General features: G+C 39.6%; 10 protein-coding genes and 1 tRNA gene. 5 read left to right on the plus strand and 6 right to left on the minus strand.

All coding sequences use genetic code 11. The features are described from left to right. Positions 1-24 precede the first annotated feature (24 nt). On the plus strand, positions 25-1278 hold the full coding sequence (locus ACTJKC_RS16955) for a pyridoxal phosphate-dependent aminotransferase (RefSeq protein ID WP_440793745.1): 1254 nt from the start codon (positions 25-27) through the stop codon (positions 1276-1278). 465 nt (positions 1279-1743) lie between these two features. On the opposite strand, the gene ACTJKC_RS16960 is transcribed toward ACTJKC_RS16955, so the two are convergent. From ACTJKC_RS16960 to ACTJKC_RS16970, 3 genes are all read right to left on the minus strand, one after another. Further along, positions 1744-3168 (minus strand): RtcB family protein, encoded by a 1425-nt coding sequence (locus tag ACTJKC_RS16960; RefSeq protein ID WP_440793747.1) that lies wholly within the window; start codon positions 3166-3168, stop codon positions 1744-1746. Between the two features lie 61 nt (positions 3169-3229). After that, entirely contained in the window at positions 3230-4327 is a 1098-nt protein-coding gene (locus ACTJKC_RS16965; protein ID WP_440793749.1) for a slipin family protein, read from the minus strand. Between the two features lie 396 nt (positions 4328-4723). Further along, positions 4724-4795, minus strand: a tRNA-Ser gene (locus ACTJKC_RS16970). Positions 4796-5375: 580 nt separating this feature from the next. On the opposite strand from ACTJKC_RS16970, the gene ACTJKC_RS16975 reads away from it, so the two are divergent. Next, complete coding sequence (locus tag ACTJKC_RS16975; protein ID WP_440793751.1) at positions 5376-6386, plus strand: helix-turn-helix transcriptional regulator; 1011 nt, start codon at positions 5376-5378, stop codon at positions 6384-6386. Positions 6387-6481: 95 nt separating this feature from the next. On the opposite strand, the gene ACTJKC_RS16980 is transcribed toward ACTJKC_RS16975, so the two are convergent. Further along, positions 6482-8065, minus strand: a complete 1584-nt coding sequence (locus ACTJKC_RS16980) for a peptide chain release factor 3 (protein ID WP_344852472.1) — start codon at positions 8063-8065, stop codon at positions 6482-6484. A 446-nt stretch (positions 8066-8511) separates the two neighbouring features. On the opposite strand from ACTJKC_RS16980, the gene ACTJKC_RS16985 reads away from it, so the two are divergent. The 3 genes from ACTJKC_RS16985 to ACTJKC_RS16995 all read left to right on the plus strand — a co-directional run bounded on the left by ACTJKC_RS16985 (position 8512) and on the right by ACTJKC_RS16995 (position 11921). Further along, positions 8512-10779 (plus strand): helix-turn-helix domain-containing protein, encoded by a 2268-nt coding sequence (locus tag ACTJKC_RS16985; protein WP_440793753.1) that lies wholly within the window; start codon positions 8512-8514, stop codon positions 10777-10779. Positions 10780-10822: 43 nt separating this feature from the next. Beyond that, the gene (locus ACTJKC_RS16990; RefSeq protein ID WP_440793755.1) at positions 10823-11230 is read left to right on the plus strand and encodes a GxxExxY protein; all 408 of its coding nucleotides are present in this window, start codon (positions 10823-10825) and stop codon (positions 11228-11230) included. Positions 11231-11312: 82 nt separating this feature from the next. Beyond that, complete coding sequence (locus tag ACTJKC_RS16995) at positions 11313-11921, plus strand: SprT-like domain-containing protein (RefSeq protein ID WP_344852475.1); 609 nt, start codon at positions 11313-11315, stop codon at positions 11919-11921. A 131-nt stretch (positions 11922-12052) separates the two neighbouring features. Here the strand turns inward: ACTJKC_RS16995 and ade are convergent, their stop codons facing one another. Together ade and ACTJKC_RS17005 are read right to left on the minus strand one after the other, a co-directional pair. Beyond that, the gene (ade, locus tag ACTJKC_RS17000) at positions 12053-13690 is read right to left on the minus strand and encodes an adenine deaminase (RefSeq protein ID WP_440793757.1); all 1638 of its coding nucleotides are present in this window, start codon (positions 13688-13690) and stop codon (positions 12053-12055) included. Positions 13691-13782: 92 nt separating this feature from the next. Continuing rightward, positions 13783-15759: an alpha-ketoacid dehydrogenase subunit alpha/beta gene (locus ACTJKC_RS17005; protein ID WP_440793759.1), complete on the minus strand. Its 1977-nt coding sequence runs from the start codon at positions 15757-15759 to the stop codon at positions 13783-13785. Positions 15760-15807: the final 48 nt, after the last annotated feature.

Genomic DNA, 15807 nt, shown 5'->3' on the forward strand with positions numbered 1-15807 from the left:
TAAAAGCAGTTTCAATATATACATATGAAAGTTTCAGTATTGGCCAGTTCATTAATTGGTTCAGAAATTATTAAAATTGGTAATGAGGTTAACGAAATGAAACGCAAAGGCGCTTCAATTGCCAATTTAACCATTGGCGATTTCGATGCCAACATCTACCCGATTCCAACTGAATTAAAAGCAGGGATTGTAGAGGCCTATAACGCAAATCAAACCAATTATCCACCTGCAGATGGTGTTTTGCCTTTAAGGGAAACCGTTTCAGAATTATTGAAAGATCGATTCGGACTGGAATATAATACCAACAGTATTTTGGTTTCTGGTGGTTCGCGTCCTTTGATTTATGCTACTTACCTGGCTTTGATCGATCCGGGTGATACTGTGGTTTTCCCGGCACCATCATGGAACAATAACCACTACTCGCATTTAACCTCTGCTAAAACCATTGCAGTAGAAACTGATGCGGAACATAATTTTATGCCAACTGCAGCACAGTTGAAACCGCATTTAAAAGGCGCAACTTTATTGGCTTTGTGTTCACCATTAAATCCAACCGGAACGATGTTCGATGCAGATTCGTTAGCCGAAATCTGCGATGCGGTTTTAGAAGAAAATGCTACGCGTGGCGCCGATGAAAAACCATTGTACATGATGTACGATCAGATTTATTCGCTTCTAACTTTTGGTAAAGAGCACGTCAATCCGGTTTCATTACGTCCGGCAATGCGCGAATTTACTGTTTTTGTTGATGGCAGCTCCAAGTGTTTGGCGGCTACAGGTGTGCGTGTAGGCTGGGGTTTTGGTCCTGAAGATATTATTAACAGGATGAAAGCTTTGGTGGGCCATATGGGCGCCTGGGCACCAAAAGCCGAGCAGGTAGCCATGTCTAATTATTTTAACGAGAAAGCACAGGTTGATACATTCCTGACCAGCTTTAAAGCGCAAATCCAGGATAGTTTAAATGCACTATACAATGGTTTTAACGAACTAAAAGCCGAAGGTTTTAACGTTGATGCCGTGGAGCCGATGGGTGCCATTTATTTAACCATTAAAATCGATTATATCGGAAAAACGACCGAGGATGGTAAAGTTTTAAAAGATAGTGCAGATGTAAATTTCTACCTGATCAAAGAAGCCGGAGCCGCTTTGGTACCATTCTCTGCTTTCGGGAACGAAGACAGTATGCCATGGTTCAGGGCATCTGTTGGTGCTTGTACTTTACAGGATATCAAAGACATGTTGCCAAGGATTAAAACAGCTTTGAGTAAATTGAAATAGAACTATCTATTGCCCGTATTAATAAATTTTTTGGAAAGCAATTGTAATGCTCATCGGTTATTGCAGTCCTGCTTTTTGGTACAAGTCCCGATGAAAAATCGGGAGCTTTTCCCATCAATCAGGTTTATTTAAGTTAAGCTTGTTCCGATCGGTTAGACAAAAAACGAAAAATCCTCTTCAAAATTAATTGAAGAGGATTTTTGTTTTATCATTATTTAGAACGAAGTATAACTCAGTCGAGAACCCGAAGGCTCTGCGAAGCAAAATCTATCTCGAGATAGATCTCTCCGCTCTGAGATTGCTCTAATCGAGATAACGATTATTAAAGCGAGTCGTCACCCTGAACTTGTTTCAGCGTCTTTTTTGCGAGATTAGATCTCTCCATTCCACTGCGTTTCAGTCGAGATGACGACATTTTTATTGGATTTTACTGTAGATTTAAGACTAAGGACTTTAGACCGGGGACTAATCCTCTCTACTTCCATCATCGGCCATTCGCACCATTTTTGGCTCAAATTTAGCCACTACGTCAACGAGTTCGGTTTGTGCTGCCATCACCTTATTAATGTCTTTATAAGCCATTGGTGCTTCATCTAAACCTGCACCGATTAAAGTTACATTATGGTCCTTTAAAATCGCTTTCATATCTGATTTCGTAATCGATTGAAAGGCTTTGGAGCGGCTCATTGCACGTCCGGCACCATGCGATGCCGAGTTGATGGCGCTTGTTTCGCCCTTACCGCGCACCAAAAAACCTGGAGCCGTCATACTTCCCGGAATAATCCCCATTACACCTTTGCCTGCTGGGGTAGCACCTTTTCGGTGAACAATTACTTCTTCACCTTCAAACATCTCTTTCCATGCAAAATTATGGTGGTTTTCTACTTTAGCTAAAACTTTTGCACCGATTGCCTTTGTTAATCTTTTATGGATCACTTCATGGCAAGCCGAAGCATAATCGCCGGCTAAATTCATCGCGATCCAATATTCTTGTCCTTCGGCCTTATTCAAATCGAGATAAGCAAGATTTGCAGCCTCTTTAGGGAGTTTACAAATCTCTTTTGCCAGTTTGGTATAATGATCTGCCACAGTAGCCCCAAAACCACGCGAACCAGAGTGGGTTAACAAAGCCACATAACGGCCTTTATCGATGTTTAAAATCTCATCGCGTTCAGCAAAAACAATAATTCCCCATTCTACAAAGTGGTTACCGCCACCCGAAGTACCCAATTGTGCCCAAGCTTTTCCATGTAAGTTTTTAAGAAAAGGAGTAGAGTTAAACGCTTCATCTTCTAAAACTTCATGATCGGCCCTTTCATTGTCTTTAAAATTCTGACCTGCACCGAATTTGGTAAATGCAATCAATTCTCTTTTGTACATCGCGTCTTTCCCGAAATAATGTTTTTCAGGAATATCGAAAATACTCAAAGCCATACGGCAACCGATATCCACACCAACACCGTATGGAATAATTGCATTTCTGGTGGCTAAAACACCACCGATTGGCAAACCATAACCTTGATGCGCATCGGGCATTAATGCACCCGCTACCGAAACAGGCAGTTTCATGGCAATATTCATTTGATTTCTTGCACCTTCTTCAATATAATCCGCGCCGAAAATAGAATAGTTTTTAGCATCGTTGATCAGTTCGATAGATCCGTCTGATTTTGGATTAGCTTCTTCAATCACGGCTGCTGCCAATGTATTCAATACCTCGTCGTCCAAAAAACTTTCGGGATAGTCTTTTACTTTTTTAAATAAGGCCAATAATTCTTTTTCTTCAATATCTGCAAAATTATCTTTCAGGATATTTAAGGCCAGGCCTACTATTTTTCCTTCGGTATAACCTATTTCGATCAGGTTATTACCTGTTATGTTGTTGTTCATTGTTTTACTTTTAATCCCCGGCAGGCAACATGCACCTAACCGAGGGGTTTCTAAATTTAATTTATTTTACGAAGATCTGTTTCAATTGATCTACAATTTGTCCGCTGCCCGATAAGCTGATGTTGTTGATTTTCTCCGCGATTTTCTCTACGTATTCCATCTCTTTCAATTTATACAACATGCTGTTATCTTCCATCAATTTGGCCGTGTTAAGCAAACTTCTGGTCGAGGCAGTTTCTTCTCTCCGGGTAATGATATTGGCCTGTGCTCGTTTTTCGGCAACTAAAACCTGGTTCATGATTTCCTTAACATCGCCTGGTAAAACGATGTCTTTAACACCACAATTGGTTAGTTTTACGCCAAGGTTTTCAACCTTATCCAAGGTAATTGTAGTTACCATTTCGGCAACTTTTTCCTTACTTTCCATCAATTCGTCAAAAGTCATTAAGCCAATACACTCTCTTAATGCCAATTGCATGGTGATGTACAATTGTTTTTCGAATTCCTTGTTATCCAGTAATGCCTTGATAATATCCTCAACTTTATACTGGATACTGAAGTTTACCCTCAACTGCGCTTTATCTTTAGTTAAAATCTCCTGACCGATAATCTCCATATTCAGTTGTCTCACATCGGTTTTCAAAAGCTGAATAGTGGTACTGTTTTTCCAGTAAACATAATTTCCTGCTTCAACCACATTTTCGAATTTGCCATCGATAAATAACAGCCCTTTTTCGAACGATTCTACTTTATAAGACCTGATATAATTCAATAAGGGCACCTTTTCCAGCAAATTTTTATCAATAGTTCCGTCAATATTAATATTACTAATATCTACTTTAACAAAAGTATATTCCGATAGACCTTTCCAAATGGCATGTCGGCCTGCGGTTAAAACAGACTTAAAGTTTTTGTTCTGATAAACTAGAGCCAATTCGTTGTCAGCAACGCTTACTAAATGGATCAGGTCTGTAAAATCTGCATTTTCCAGCAAGATGTCCAATTCGGCAACCGAGTAATGGTACTCTTTGGCTATATCGTAAAAAGCAATGCTTTCGCCAAAACCTAACCAGTAGGTTCCTGCTGTTAAAACGTTTTTTAATTTTCCTTTTTTAAACACCAATCCAACATAATTGGTGTTAATGGTTACTCTTTTCATGTTTTTTGGAGTTAGCCCTACCTAAATCCTCCCCTTGAGAGGAGGACTTAAATAGGTATGTTAATTTTTCTCTTAAAAGCGCTGCGCAAGAACATTTATCTGTTTTTTGCGGAAGAAAAAGTTGATCAGGTTTTGTTTAAAAATGAAAGGTGGTTTTTCTTATTGGTTTTATAGCCTTTGGAGCATTTTACCTTTTCGATTTAACCCATTTGATTTTTAAATCTTTTCCTGCTGCACTAATCCTTACAGAGCAAACACAGATTTGCTTTTTGGATTCCGAAAAATCTTTAAGCCAAATGCAGTTGCGCAACGCTGGTTTTGGTGGGCGGTTTGAAAAGTTGCCCTTCTTTTTAGATGGAACCTAAATCCATTGCATTACCCTTATGCGATTCCAAGTGGTGTTTGGAAGCAGGATTCGAACCTGCATTTTGGTGTTGTTATTCTACCCCTGAATTATTCCGGCAGAACCGGAAGTGGGATTCGAACCCACGGCACACAACGTGTTCAGACAATCTATCATAATCGTTATCAGTATATTCTACGCAATGTGCCCGAATACTTTGGGGCTGTTCAGAAACCCACAACATTGGATAATTTTTTATTTAGTATTGCCATTCCGATTATTTATCGGAATTTCTTTATATGATCTGATTTGCATTAACGTAACCCTGTTCCACCTATCGGGAACAGGGGTTTCTTGCTGAGCCTGATAACTAGCACAGCATAACAGAGAGCGCGTATCATTTAAAACGGTAAACTGTATTTTACAAATCAGATTGTTATTATTAATATTTTTCAAAGAACTTTATCGATTGGCGACATTACAAAGATGCCATCACCTCTACGCGGCTGATTTGCGTAGTTAAAATTATTTTACAATAAATAAGTTAACTATTTGATAATTGGATAAATAAATTTTATTTTACTTAAAAAAAGTTTCTCTTTATCATAATCTGCGCAATTACACTGCGTAGATGTTAAGCACTTTCCTATATTTATACCTAATGAAATCAACTGATATCTTGCAGAAACCTAAAACCATTCCAAAATGGCAGTAAATAAATTAGCGCTCATCAGGTATAAAACTATAGACGATTGTTTGAGAAACCGTTTCCGGAAATGGACATTAGAAGATCTTATCGAGAAAGTATCGGAAACGCTTTACGAATTGGAAGGGATTACCACCGGGGTGAGCAAACGCACCGTTCAGGCCGATATTCAGCTGATGCGGAGTGATAAACTGGGTTACAATGCACCAATAGTAGTGAAAGATAAACGCTTTTATGCTTACGAAGATCCAAATTTCAGTATTACCAAGGCGCCCATCAACAATGCGGATGTAGATAAAATGAAGGAAATTGTTGGAGTACTGAAACAGTTTAATGCCTTTAATTATTTCGACGAAATGAGCGATATGATTGCCCGTTTGGAAAATAACCTCTACAAATCGACCAAGCAGAGCGGGAATAATATCCAGCTGGAAAGCAATAAACTGGTTAAGGGTTTAGAGTGCATTCCACCCTTGTACCAGGCAGTTTTAAACAAACGGTCGTTATTAATTGAGTATAAATCTTTTAAAGCGCAGCAATCGCAACAGGGTATTTATTTTCCATATTTATTAAAGGAGTATAGAAACAGATGGTTTTTAATCTGTAAGCCCAAAAAACGACCAGGGATCTTAAATTTAGCTTTGGATCGGATTATAGAATTTCAGGAATTGCCCAACGAAGAATTTGTTCCTTATCAAGGGGTAGATTTCGACCGGTATTACGAAGATTTAATCGGTGTAACCAAAAATGAGAAAGATCGTGCCCAGAAAGTGATTCTTGAATTTACCAACGATCATGCACCTTATGTGGTAACCAAACCTTTGCATTCATCGCAGGTAATTTTAACAAAAAATGATAAAACAACCACTTTCCGGATCGATGTCGTATTAAACTATGAACTCGAACGGGAAATTCTGGGTTTTGGAGAATGCGTTAAGGTGCTTTCGCCGAGGTTCTTGATTTCTAAAATTAAAAAACGTTTAGAGCAAACTTTTAGCCAGTATGAATAATTACATTAATGAATGATTGAATGAGAGAATGTTGGCAGCTATGAGGCTATTCTCTCATTCAAAATTCACTCATTCAATCATTCTCCCCTTCAATTCTAACTCTTAAACTCGCTTGTTTTATGGAATTCGATATCAGGATAATCCTGTTTGGTTAAATTAATCATGTATTCGCTATCGGCCAGATAAACCGGATTGGCTTCTTTATCGAAACCGATGTGCTGCTGCTTACGTTTTACAAATTCTTCCAGTTTTTTTCTGTCGGTAGAAGTTACCCAGCTCGAACGGGTATAACTTAAGGTACGGAAACGACATTTTGCACCATACTCATGCTCTAACCTGAAATTGATTACCTCAAACTGAAGTTCGCCCACGGCACCAATCACCTTCCTGTTTCCGGGCTGCATCACGAATAACTGCGCCACGCCTTCATCGGTTAACTGCTCAATACCTTTTTCCAATTGTTTTGTACGCATTGGATCCATGTTTTCTACCTCTTTGAAGATAGACGGAGAGAAACTCGGGATTCCTTTAAACTGCAGTTTTTCACCTTCGGTTAAGGTATCGCCGATTTTAAAGTTGCCGCTATCGTACAAACCCACCACATCGCCCGGCCATGCTTCTTCAACAATGCTTTTTTCGTTCGCCATAAAATCCATCGGGTTAGAGAATTTCAGTTTCTTATCCTGGCGGGTATGGTAATAAAATTTATTACGCTCAAATTTACCTGAACAAATACGCAAAAATGCGATTCTATCGCGGTGTTTCGGATCGAGATTGGCGTGGATTTTAAATACAAACCCACTGAAGTTTTTCTCTCCAACCAATACATCACGTTCTTCGGCTTCTCTATGGCGTGGACTTGGAGCAATATCGATAAAAGTATCCAAAAGCTCTTTAATCCCGAAGTTATTAATCGCACTGCCAAAAAATACAGGCGCAACCAAACCATCGGTATATAAATCCTTATCTATTTTACCATAAATGCCATCAACAAGCTCTACATCGTCTTTTAAGGTATTGATCTCGTTTTCTTTGAGGTAATTTAATAAAGATGGATCATTCAAATCGTTTGCCGCCACAACCGAATCGGTTACCTTGGTTTTATCCGAATTGAATAAATTTAAATGTTTATTATAAATGCTATAAACGCCTTTAAAGGTATGCCCCTGACCAATTGGCCAGGAAAGCGGACAAAGGCTGATGTTCAGTTTTTCTTCAATCTCATCCAATAAATCGTAAGCTTCTTTACCCTCACGGTCCATTTTGTTGATGAATATAATTACCGGGGTATTACGCATCCGGCAAACCGACATCAGTTTCTCAGTCTGTTCCTCCACACCTTTTACACAGTCGACCACTAAAATCACACTATCCACTGCTGATAAAGTCCGGTAAGTATCTTCGGCGAAATCTTTGTGACCAGGTGTATCCAGAATATTGATGCGTTTGCCGCTGTATTCGAAACCCATTACCGAAGTTGCAACCGAGATACCACGCTGCTTTTCGATCTCCATAAAATCGGAAGTATTACTTTGGTTCGCTTTGTTCCTTTTTACCGCACCAGCAGTGTTAATGGCACCACCAAAAAGCAGAAATTTTTCTGTTAATGTGGTTTTGCCCGCATCGGGGTGACTAATAATGGCAAAGGTTTTACGTTTTTCTATTTCAGGGTTAAGCATAATAAAATTTTGGGTGTAAAAAGATGAAACCTTGTTAAAGGAATTTAACAGCGATAAGATTTGAATATTGTTGTTTCATCAGGCCGCAAAGATAAGTAATTTGGTTAACTGTTTAAACTTAATTGTTTAATTGAAAAGTGATTGCAATTTTTTGAGATTTGGAAAGCAGGTACAGTGGTTCTTTTTTACTGCAGTCCTGCCATACACTGTAGCTCCGATAGAAAAAATCGGAGGCTGCCGTTTCTGTCAGGTTTAGGTTGCTTTTGTAGTAATTCTATTAACGCCTTTTATTCGACTTAATTAAGCCTTTATTGGCTAAACAAAGGCTTAGTCCGAAAAATATCCACTTAAAATTAAAATTTCTCATCAATCATTCTTTAGTTTTGTGCTAAAATGTTTAGCTTTATTCGTCCCTCCGTTTATTGCTAACTAAAATTTTACTGCCGATGCCCACTTTAGAAGAAACTTCTATGCCCGCAGAAATTGCGGCCAAATTTGTTAATTACACCTCGAAACATGTTTTCTTAACCGGAAAAGCCGGAACTGGTAAAACAACTTTTTTGCGAAAACTCATTCAGCTTACGCATAAAAAGGCCCTGATTGTGGCACCTACGGGCATTGCTGCAATTAATGCTGCCGGGGTAACCATTCATTCGTTGTTTCAGATGCCTTTTGGCGCTTTTTTTCCTGATGCTGCGGGGGGATTAATCAACGAAAACATCAATTTCAATTTTAATACGCCCAAAACTTTAGTAAAACATTTAAACATGCAGGGCAATAAACGCCGCATGCTACAGGAATTAGAGTTGTTGGTTATTGATGAGGTGAGTATGCTGCGGGCCGATATGCTCGATGCCATCGATTTCGCTCTGCGTTATGTGCGAAGGAACAGAAATCTTCCCTTTGGAGGCGTACAGTTGCTGTTTATCGGCGATTTGCATCAGTTACCTCCGGTAGTAAAAAATGACGAGTGGCGCATTATGGCCAAATTTTACAAGAGCATTTACTTTTTTGATGCACTGGCCCTGCAGGATAATCCACCGGTTTATATCGAACTGGATAAAATATACCGTCAGGATGATGCTGTTTTTATCGATCTGCTAAACAACCTGCGAAACAACAAAATCACCGCTGAGGATACCGCATTGCTAAGGCAACACTTTAAGCAGGATTTTAAACCTTCGGCAGATGAGAATTACATTACATTAACCACACATAATAATAAAGCGGATAGCATTAACCGTGAGCGGTTGACTCAGCTGAAAAACAAATCTTACTTTTTCGAGGCAAAAGTTCAGGGGGAGTTTAATGAATATGCCTACCCGAATGATAAGAGCCTGGAATTAAAAGTGGGTGCGCAGGTAATGTTCATTAAAAATGATATGACCGCCGAAAAACGCTATTACAATGGTAAAATCGGCGTAGTGCACCACATAGAAAAAGATATAATTGAAATTGAACTGCCGGAAGATAAAGTGGTGATCCAGATCTCACCCTACACCTGGGAGAACGTAAAATATAAACTGGATGAAGCAACGAACGAAATTAAAGAAAATGTGGCCGGCTCTTTTATTCAATATCCCATTAAACTGGCCTGGGCCATCACGGTACATAAAAGTCAGGGTTTAACTTTTGATAAGGCTATTATTGATGTGGGCGAAGCTTTTGCCCCCGGACAGGCTTATGTGGCACTATCGCGTTTACGTTCTTTAAAAGGCCTTGTTTTAACCTCCCATCTGCGTGAGAGTGGCTTGCAACAAGATCAGAATGTTCATTATTTTTCTAAAAGCAAGCAACCTTCCGAAGTGCTTAACGAGCAGATCAGCGTAGAGAGTTATACTTTTATCCGCAGTTACCTTCTGGCAGCTTTCGACCTGAACCTGATCCGTTATTATCTTAAAGAACACCGTCAAACTTTTGATAAAAGTGAAAAATCGGCCAAGCAAAGGCATGAAGAATGGACGGATACCGTTTATACTGATTTCCAAAAAATAACCGCAACAGCCGACACCTTCGTTAACCAATTGAAAAACCTATTTGCACAACAAACAGAGCATACTTTATTTAATGTATCGAAAAGGGTAGTGGCCGCATTAAAATATTTTAATCCGCTGGTTAAAGAGATTTCAGACCGCTTTCTGGCTCAAATCGAAGTTATAAAAGAAGAAAAGCAGATCAAAACTTACGTAACCGAGCTGCTCGAACTCGAAATTCTGGTTTATGAGCAACTTAAAAAAATGCACAAAAGTAAAGCGCTTTTACAGGCATTGATTGAGGGTAAGGAATTTAGCAAGGCGGATACCGATGCATTACTAAACACAGTTGAGCGGAATAAACAGCTTCAAAAAGCTATTCAGTTAAAAGGAGAAACACTGAAAGTGAAATCTGCTGCAGAGAAAAAGAAAAAGGAACCAAAAATCGATACCAAACTGGTCAGTTTTGAGCTTTACGAGCAAGGTAAAACCATGGATGAAATTGCTAAAGAGCGAGGTTTTTCTGTGGGTACCATTGAAGGGCATTTGGCTTACTATGTATCAACCCAGCAATTGGATGTGACCAAACTGGTAAAGGCGAATAAAATCAGAAATATTGCAGATGCTGTAGAAAGTCAGAAAACAAAATCGATGGCAACGATCAGGGAGTTTTTAGGGAAAGATTACTCGTTTGGGGAGATTAAACTGGTGCTGGCATCGTTGTTTCCATCAGAGGAGTAAGCTTGCTATTTAACCATATAAGACATATAAGAACATATTAGCCATGGTGAATAAAGAATATCTGAAAGCAATGATTTATAAAATTAATGGAGCAGCGATCGAAGTTCATAAAGCACTTGGGCCAGGTTTACTGGAAAGTGTTTATCACAAATGTTTGAAACATGAAATGACTCTTCGTGGAATAAATTACAAATCTGAAATGTTAGTACCGGTTTACTATAAAGAAATTTTAGTTGAGGCAGAATTATGGTGTGATTTGTTTGTTGAAAATAGTATAGTTGTAGAATTAAAAGCGGTTGAGAAAGTATTACCAATACATGAGGCGCAAATTTTAACCTATATGAAACTTTTGGAGGTGCCAATGGGATTGATAATTAATTTTAACTGTTTGAATATTTATGAGGGTGGGCAAAAAACCTATGTAAATGATCTGTACAGATTATTGCATTAAGCTAATATCAATGATAAATCTTAAATGTTCTTATATGTCTCATATGGTTCAAATATTTTAGCAATTTCTTATCTTAGCATCCGTGGAGAAAGTTAAAGTTTTAGCGCAGTACATGCCCGAACCTGCGGCGCCGCTAATTGCAAAGTGGATAGATTATTTTCAGTGCGAATTTAAGATCTCTAAAACCCGTTCTACAAAACTGGGCGATTACCGTCATCCATATCAGGGCAAAGGCCACCGCATTTCAGTAAATTTTAACCTCAACCACTACGCTTTTTTGGTTACTACGGTGCATGAGTTTGCACATTTGCTTACCTGGAATGATTTTAAGAATAAGGTAAAGCCTCACGGATCTGAGTGGAAAAAGAATTTTCAGCGGATGATGGTTCCTTTTTTCGAATTAAATATTTTTCCTGATGATATCCATAAAGCGATTGACAATTATATGTCTAATCCGGCGGCATCGAGCTGTTCCGATCTGCATTTATCGCGTGCTTTAAAAAAGTATGATCGTAATCAAACAGAGACTTTACACTTAGAACAACTTCCGGTTAATACTAACTTTAAAATTAAAGATGGCAGGCGTTTTACCAAAGGCGAAAGGATCAGGAAGCGGTATCGTTGTATATGTTTGGATGATAAACGTTTGTATCTGTTTAATCCTTTGGCAGAGGTTTTTGTAGTGGAATAACGCAAGATCGTCATTTCGAGCGAAGTGCAACGAAGACGAGAAATCTGCCTCGAGATGGATCTCTCCATTCCACTGCGTTCCAGTCGAGATGACGACCTTTTTTATTTAAGTTTATTATAGAGACATTCCATCTACAGAAACTTAAATTCATCTCCGTCGAATAAACCTTTATCGCTGAGCTTTAAATGTGGAATTACCAATAGTGCCATAAAAGAAAGTGTCATGAAAGGAGCGACTAAAGTTGAGCCCAGCTCTTTCGCAAACTGATCTATCGAAGTATAACTTTCTGCTACTTCGTAACCATTCTGATTACTCATTAATCCGGCAACAGGTAAGGCCAGAACTTCTTCTTTCCCATTGCCGAGCGCCACTACACCTCCGATTTCCTTGATCACTAAATTTACGGCTTCACAAATGCTCTTATCGTCGGCACCAACTGCAATAATGTTATGGCTATCGTGGGCGACGCTTGAGGCAATGGCACCTTGTTTTAATCCGAAATTCTTTACGAAAGATACAGCTACAGGCGCATTGTGATAGCGGTTTACGACTATCATTTTCAAAACATCGTTTTCCAAGTCGCTGATGATATTTTGATTTGAAACTTTTGGTTTAGCAGATAACCTGTTCGTAATCAGCTGTCCATCTAAGGCTTCAATCACCGGGATTTCTTCTTGTCCGGTAAAAGGATAAACAAAATCTACTTCCTTTTTTAAGCTACAATCGAAATGGTTTACCGATTCTTTATCTTCTACATGCTTTACCCAATCGCCCACAGTTTTACCATTTTCGGCAAGCAATAATCCGTCGATATAGGTTTGTTTAACCTTGAAGTGTTTTAAATCTTCAATTACGATAAAATCTGCATCATCGTTAATATTCAATGAACCAACGTCTAATTTATAATGAAGAATAGGATTAATGCAGGCTGCCTGAAGAATATTGAAAATATCGATGCCTTTCTCTACCGCCCTCGCGCAAAGCTGATTAATATGATTTTCAACCAGGCTATCAGGGTGTTTATCGTCACTGCAAAACATCATCATATCAGGCCAGTCGTTCAATAAATCAATCAGTGCTTCGAAATTTTTGGCTGCGCTTCCTTCGCGAATCAGGATTTTCATGCCGCGCTGCAGTTTATCCAGCGCTTCTTCGGCGGTAAAACATTCGTGATCGGTGGAAATCCCTGCGTCGATATATTGTTGTACGGCATCTCCACGTAAGCCAGGCGCGTGCCCGTCAACAGGTTTGCCCAATTGGTGAGCGGCAGCAATCTTTTTTAAAACCTCTTCATCTTTATAAAGTACACCCGGGAAATTCATCATTTCGCTGAGGTATTTTATTTCAGGGCGTTCTAAAAGTGCTTTCACATCATCGTGATTTAATTCGGCCCCTGCGGTTTCAAAAATCGTGGCCGGAACACAGCTAGGTGCACCAAAATTAAATTTAAATGGTACAGTATTGCCATTTTCGATCATAAATTCGACCCCTTCCATGCCACAAACATTGGCAATTTCGTGTGGATCGCTAATGGTAGAAACCGTACCATGCACAACGGCCAGCCTTGCAAATTCGCTCGGAATTAACATGCTGCTTTCTATATGTACATGACTATCAATAAAGCCCGGAGAAATAAAATGAGCACCATCACGCTGATCGGAAATTTTGGTGATGGATTTTATCCTGCCTTTTTCTACCGCTACTTCTCCAAAGAAAATATTCCGCTTGGTGATGTCGATAATATTTCCTTCGACTTTAAAATTGCTCATGCTGTTTATATAAATTAGCCACGGAGACACGGATTTGCACGGAAATAATAATCAATATTCTCCGTGATTTCTGTGTCTCCGTGGCAAAACTATTAATATTTCAATAATTTATCTATCGTTTCTGCTAATCTTGCTTTAGCCAAAAAATCTTCTTCCAGTATTTTGCTCATTGGAATTGCCGTATCCAAACTTGCACAACGCATTACCGGCGCATCTAAGTATTGGAAGCAGTGTTCCCCGATCCAGGCTGATATTTCTGCACCAAAGCCATTAGTCAAGGTATCCTCGTGCAAAATTAAAACTCTCCCTGTATTTTTTACTGCTTCACGAACGGTTTCTTTATCCCATGGCTGAAGTGTACGCAAATCAATTAAGGTTGCGCTGCTTAGCGGGTGTTGTTTAAGGTAATCTAAAGCCCAATGAACACCTAAACCGTAGGTAACGATCGCGAATTTATTTCCATCGCTAAGTTTAATAGCTTTTCCAATCTCTGTGGTATAATAGCCATCGGGAACAGGCGTTGTTAAACTTCTGTACAGGTATTTATGTTCGAAATAAAGCACTGGATTTGGATCTTCAATTGCTGCCAGCAACAAGCCTTTTGCATCTTCCGGAAAAGCGGGATACACGACTTTTAATCCGGGGGTTTTAGTAAACCAAGCCTCATTACTCTGCGAGTGGAATGGTCCGGCACCTGTTCCGGCACCTGTTGGCATGCGTACCACAACATCGGCCTTTTCGCCCCAACGGTAATGTGTTTTGGCCAGGTTATTTACAATCTGGTTAAAACCAACGGTTACAAAATCTGCAAACTGCATTTCTACAACAGCTTTATACCCGTTTATCGATAAGCCTAAACCAGCTCCTACAATTGCCGATTCGCAGATTGGGGTATTGCGAACCCTGTCTTTGCCATATTTCGCGGTAAAGCCATCTGTAATTTTGAAAGCCCCACCATAATCGGCAATATCCTGTCCCATTAAAACCAGGTTGGGGTATTTTTGCATGGCCAGGTCCAATCCATCGGTTATGGCATCCAGATATCTTTGTTCTGTAAAAGACCCACTTGGCTGGACAACTTCCTGCTGATAAGGAAAATACATATCAGCCTCTTCCTGATTGGCATTTGCTTCAGGTTCCGCTTCGTTAAAGGCTTCTTCAACTTCTAACTCAATATCTCTTTTGATCTGGATTTTGATGTCGATTACCGAATCTGATGTTAAAATCGCCTGCTCAATTAAATAGGCTTCGTAATTGCTCAAGGGATCTTTCTTTTCCCATTCATCAAATAATTCTTGCGGAACATATTTGGTGCCTGATGCTTCTTCATGCCCGCGCATTCTGAAGGTAAGGCATTCTACCAAAACTGGTCTTGGATCCTTTCGGATTTCCATCGCCAGCTGGTTAATGGTATTGTAAACTTCCAAAATATTGTTCCCGTCAATCTGAACACCCTCAATGCCATAACCAAGCGCTTTGTCAACCAGGTTTTTACACCTGAACTGTTCAGATTTGGGAGTGGAGAGTCCATATCCGTTATTCTCAATGAGAAAAATAACCGGAAGGCCCCACACGGCAGCAACGTTTATCGCCTCATGGAAATCACCTTCACTTGTGGCACCTTCGCCGGTATAGACTAAGGTAGCGTGTTGTTTATTGGCTAAAAGATCAGCTAGGGCAATACCGTCGGCCAGGGCCATTTGTGGACCGAGGTGGGAGATCATCCCAACAATTTTATAATCCTGCGTACCGAAGTGGAAGGAGCGGTCGCGGCCTTTGGTAAAACCGGTTATTTTGCCCTGCCACTGGGCCATCAATTTTTTTAGAGGAATATCGCGTGAGGTAAAAACGCCCAGATTGCGGTGCATGGGCAAAATATATTCATCGCTTTGCATGGCCAGGGTACTACCAACTGCAATGGCTTCCTGACCAATCCCTGAAAACCATTTGCCAATCCGCCCCTGACGCAAAAGTTTAAGCATTTTGTCTTCAACCATCCGAGGGTAAAGCAATCTTTTGTATAAATTCAGTAAGAATTTGTCGTCTTTATTTCCCCGATTGAAATGCATAAGTTGTTTTTGATTGAATCTTTAAGAAATATCCCACAGATTGAAGGC

This window comes from Pedobacter sp. 22226 (genome assembly GCF_052045455.1).
GTDB lineage: Bacteria > Bacteroidota > Bacteroidia > Sphingobacteriales > Sphingobacteriaceae > Pedobacter > Pedobacter jeongneungensis.

Bases quoted from the DNA above. Each gene is read 5' to 3' on its own strand.
- ACTJKC_RS17005 (WP_440793759.1), bottom strand. From the start codon at position 15,759: ATGCATTTCAATCGGGGAAATAAAGACGACAAATTCTTACTGAATTTA.
- ACTJKC_RS16955 (WP_440793745.1), top strand. From the start codon at position 25: ATGAAAGTTTCAGTATTGGCCAGTTCATTAATTGGTTCAGAAATTATT.
- ACTJKC_RS16980 (WP_344852472.1), bottom strand. From the start codon at position 8,065: ATGCTTAACCCTGAAATAGAAAAACGTAAAACCTTTGCCATTATTAGT.
- ACTJKC_RS16965 (WP_440793749.1), bottom strand. From the start codon at position 4,327: ATGAAAAGAGTAACCATTAACACCAATTATGTTGGATTGGTGTTTAAA.
- ACTJKC_RS16990 (WP_440793755.1), top strand. From the start codon at position 10,823: ATGGTGAATAAAGAATATCTGAAAGCAATGATTTATAAAATTAATGGA.
- ACTJKC_RS16960 (WP_440793747.1), bottom strand. From the start codon at position 3,168: ATGAACAACAACATAACAGGTAATAACCTGATCGAAATAGGTTATACC.
- ade (WP_440793757.1), bottom strand. From the start codon at position 13,690: ATGAGCAATTTTAAAGTCGAAGGAAATATTATCGACATCACCAAGCGG.
- ACTJKC_RS16975 (WP_440793751.1), top strand. From the start codon at position 5,376: ATGGCAGTAAATAAATTAGCGCTCATCAGGTATAAAACTATAGACGAT.
- ACTJKC_RS16985 (WP_440793753.1), top strand. From the start codon at position 8,512: ATGCCCACTTTAGAAGAAACTTCTATGCCCGCAGAAATTGCGGCCAAA.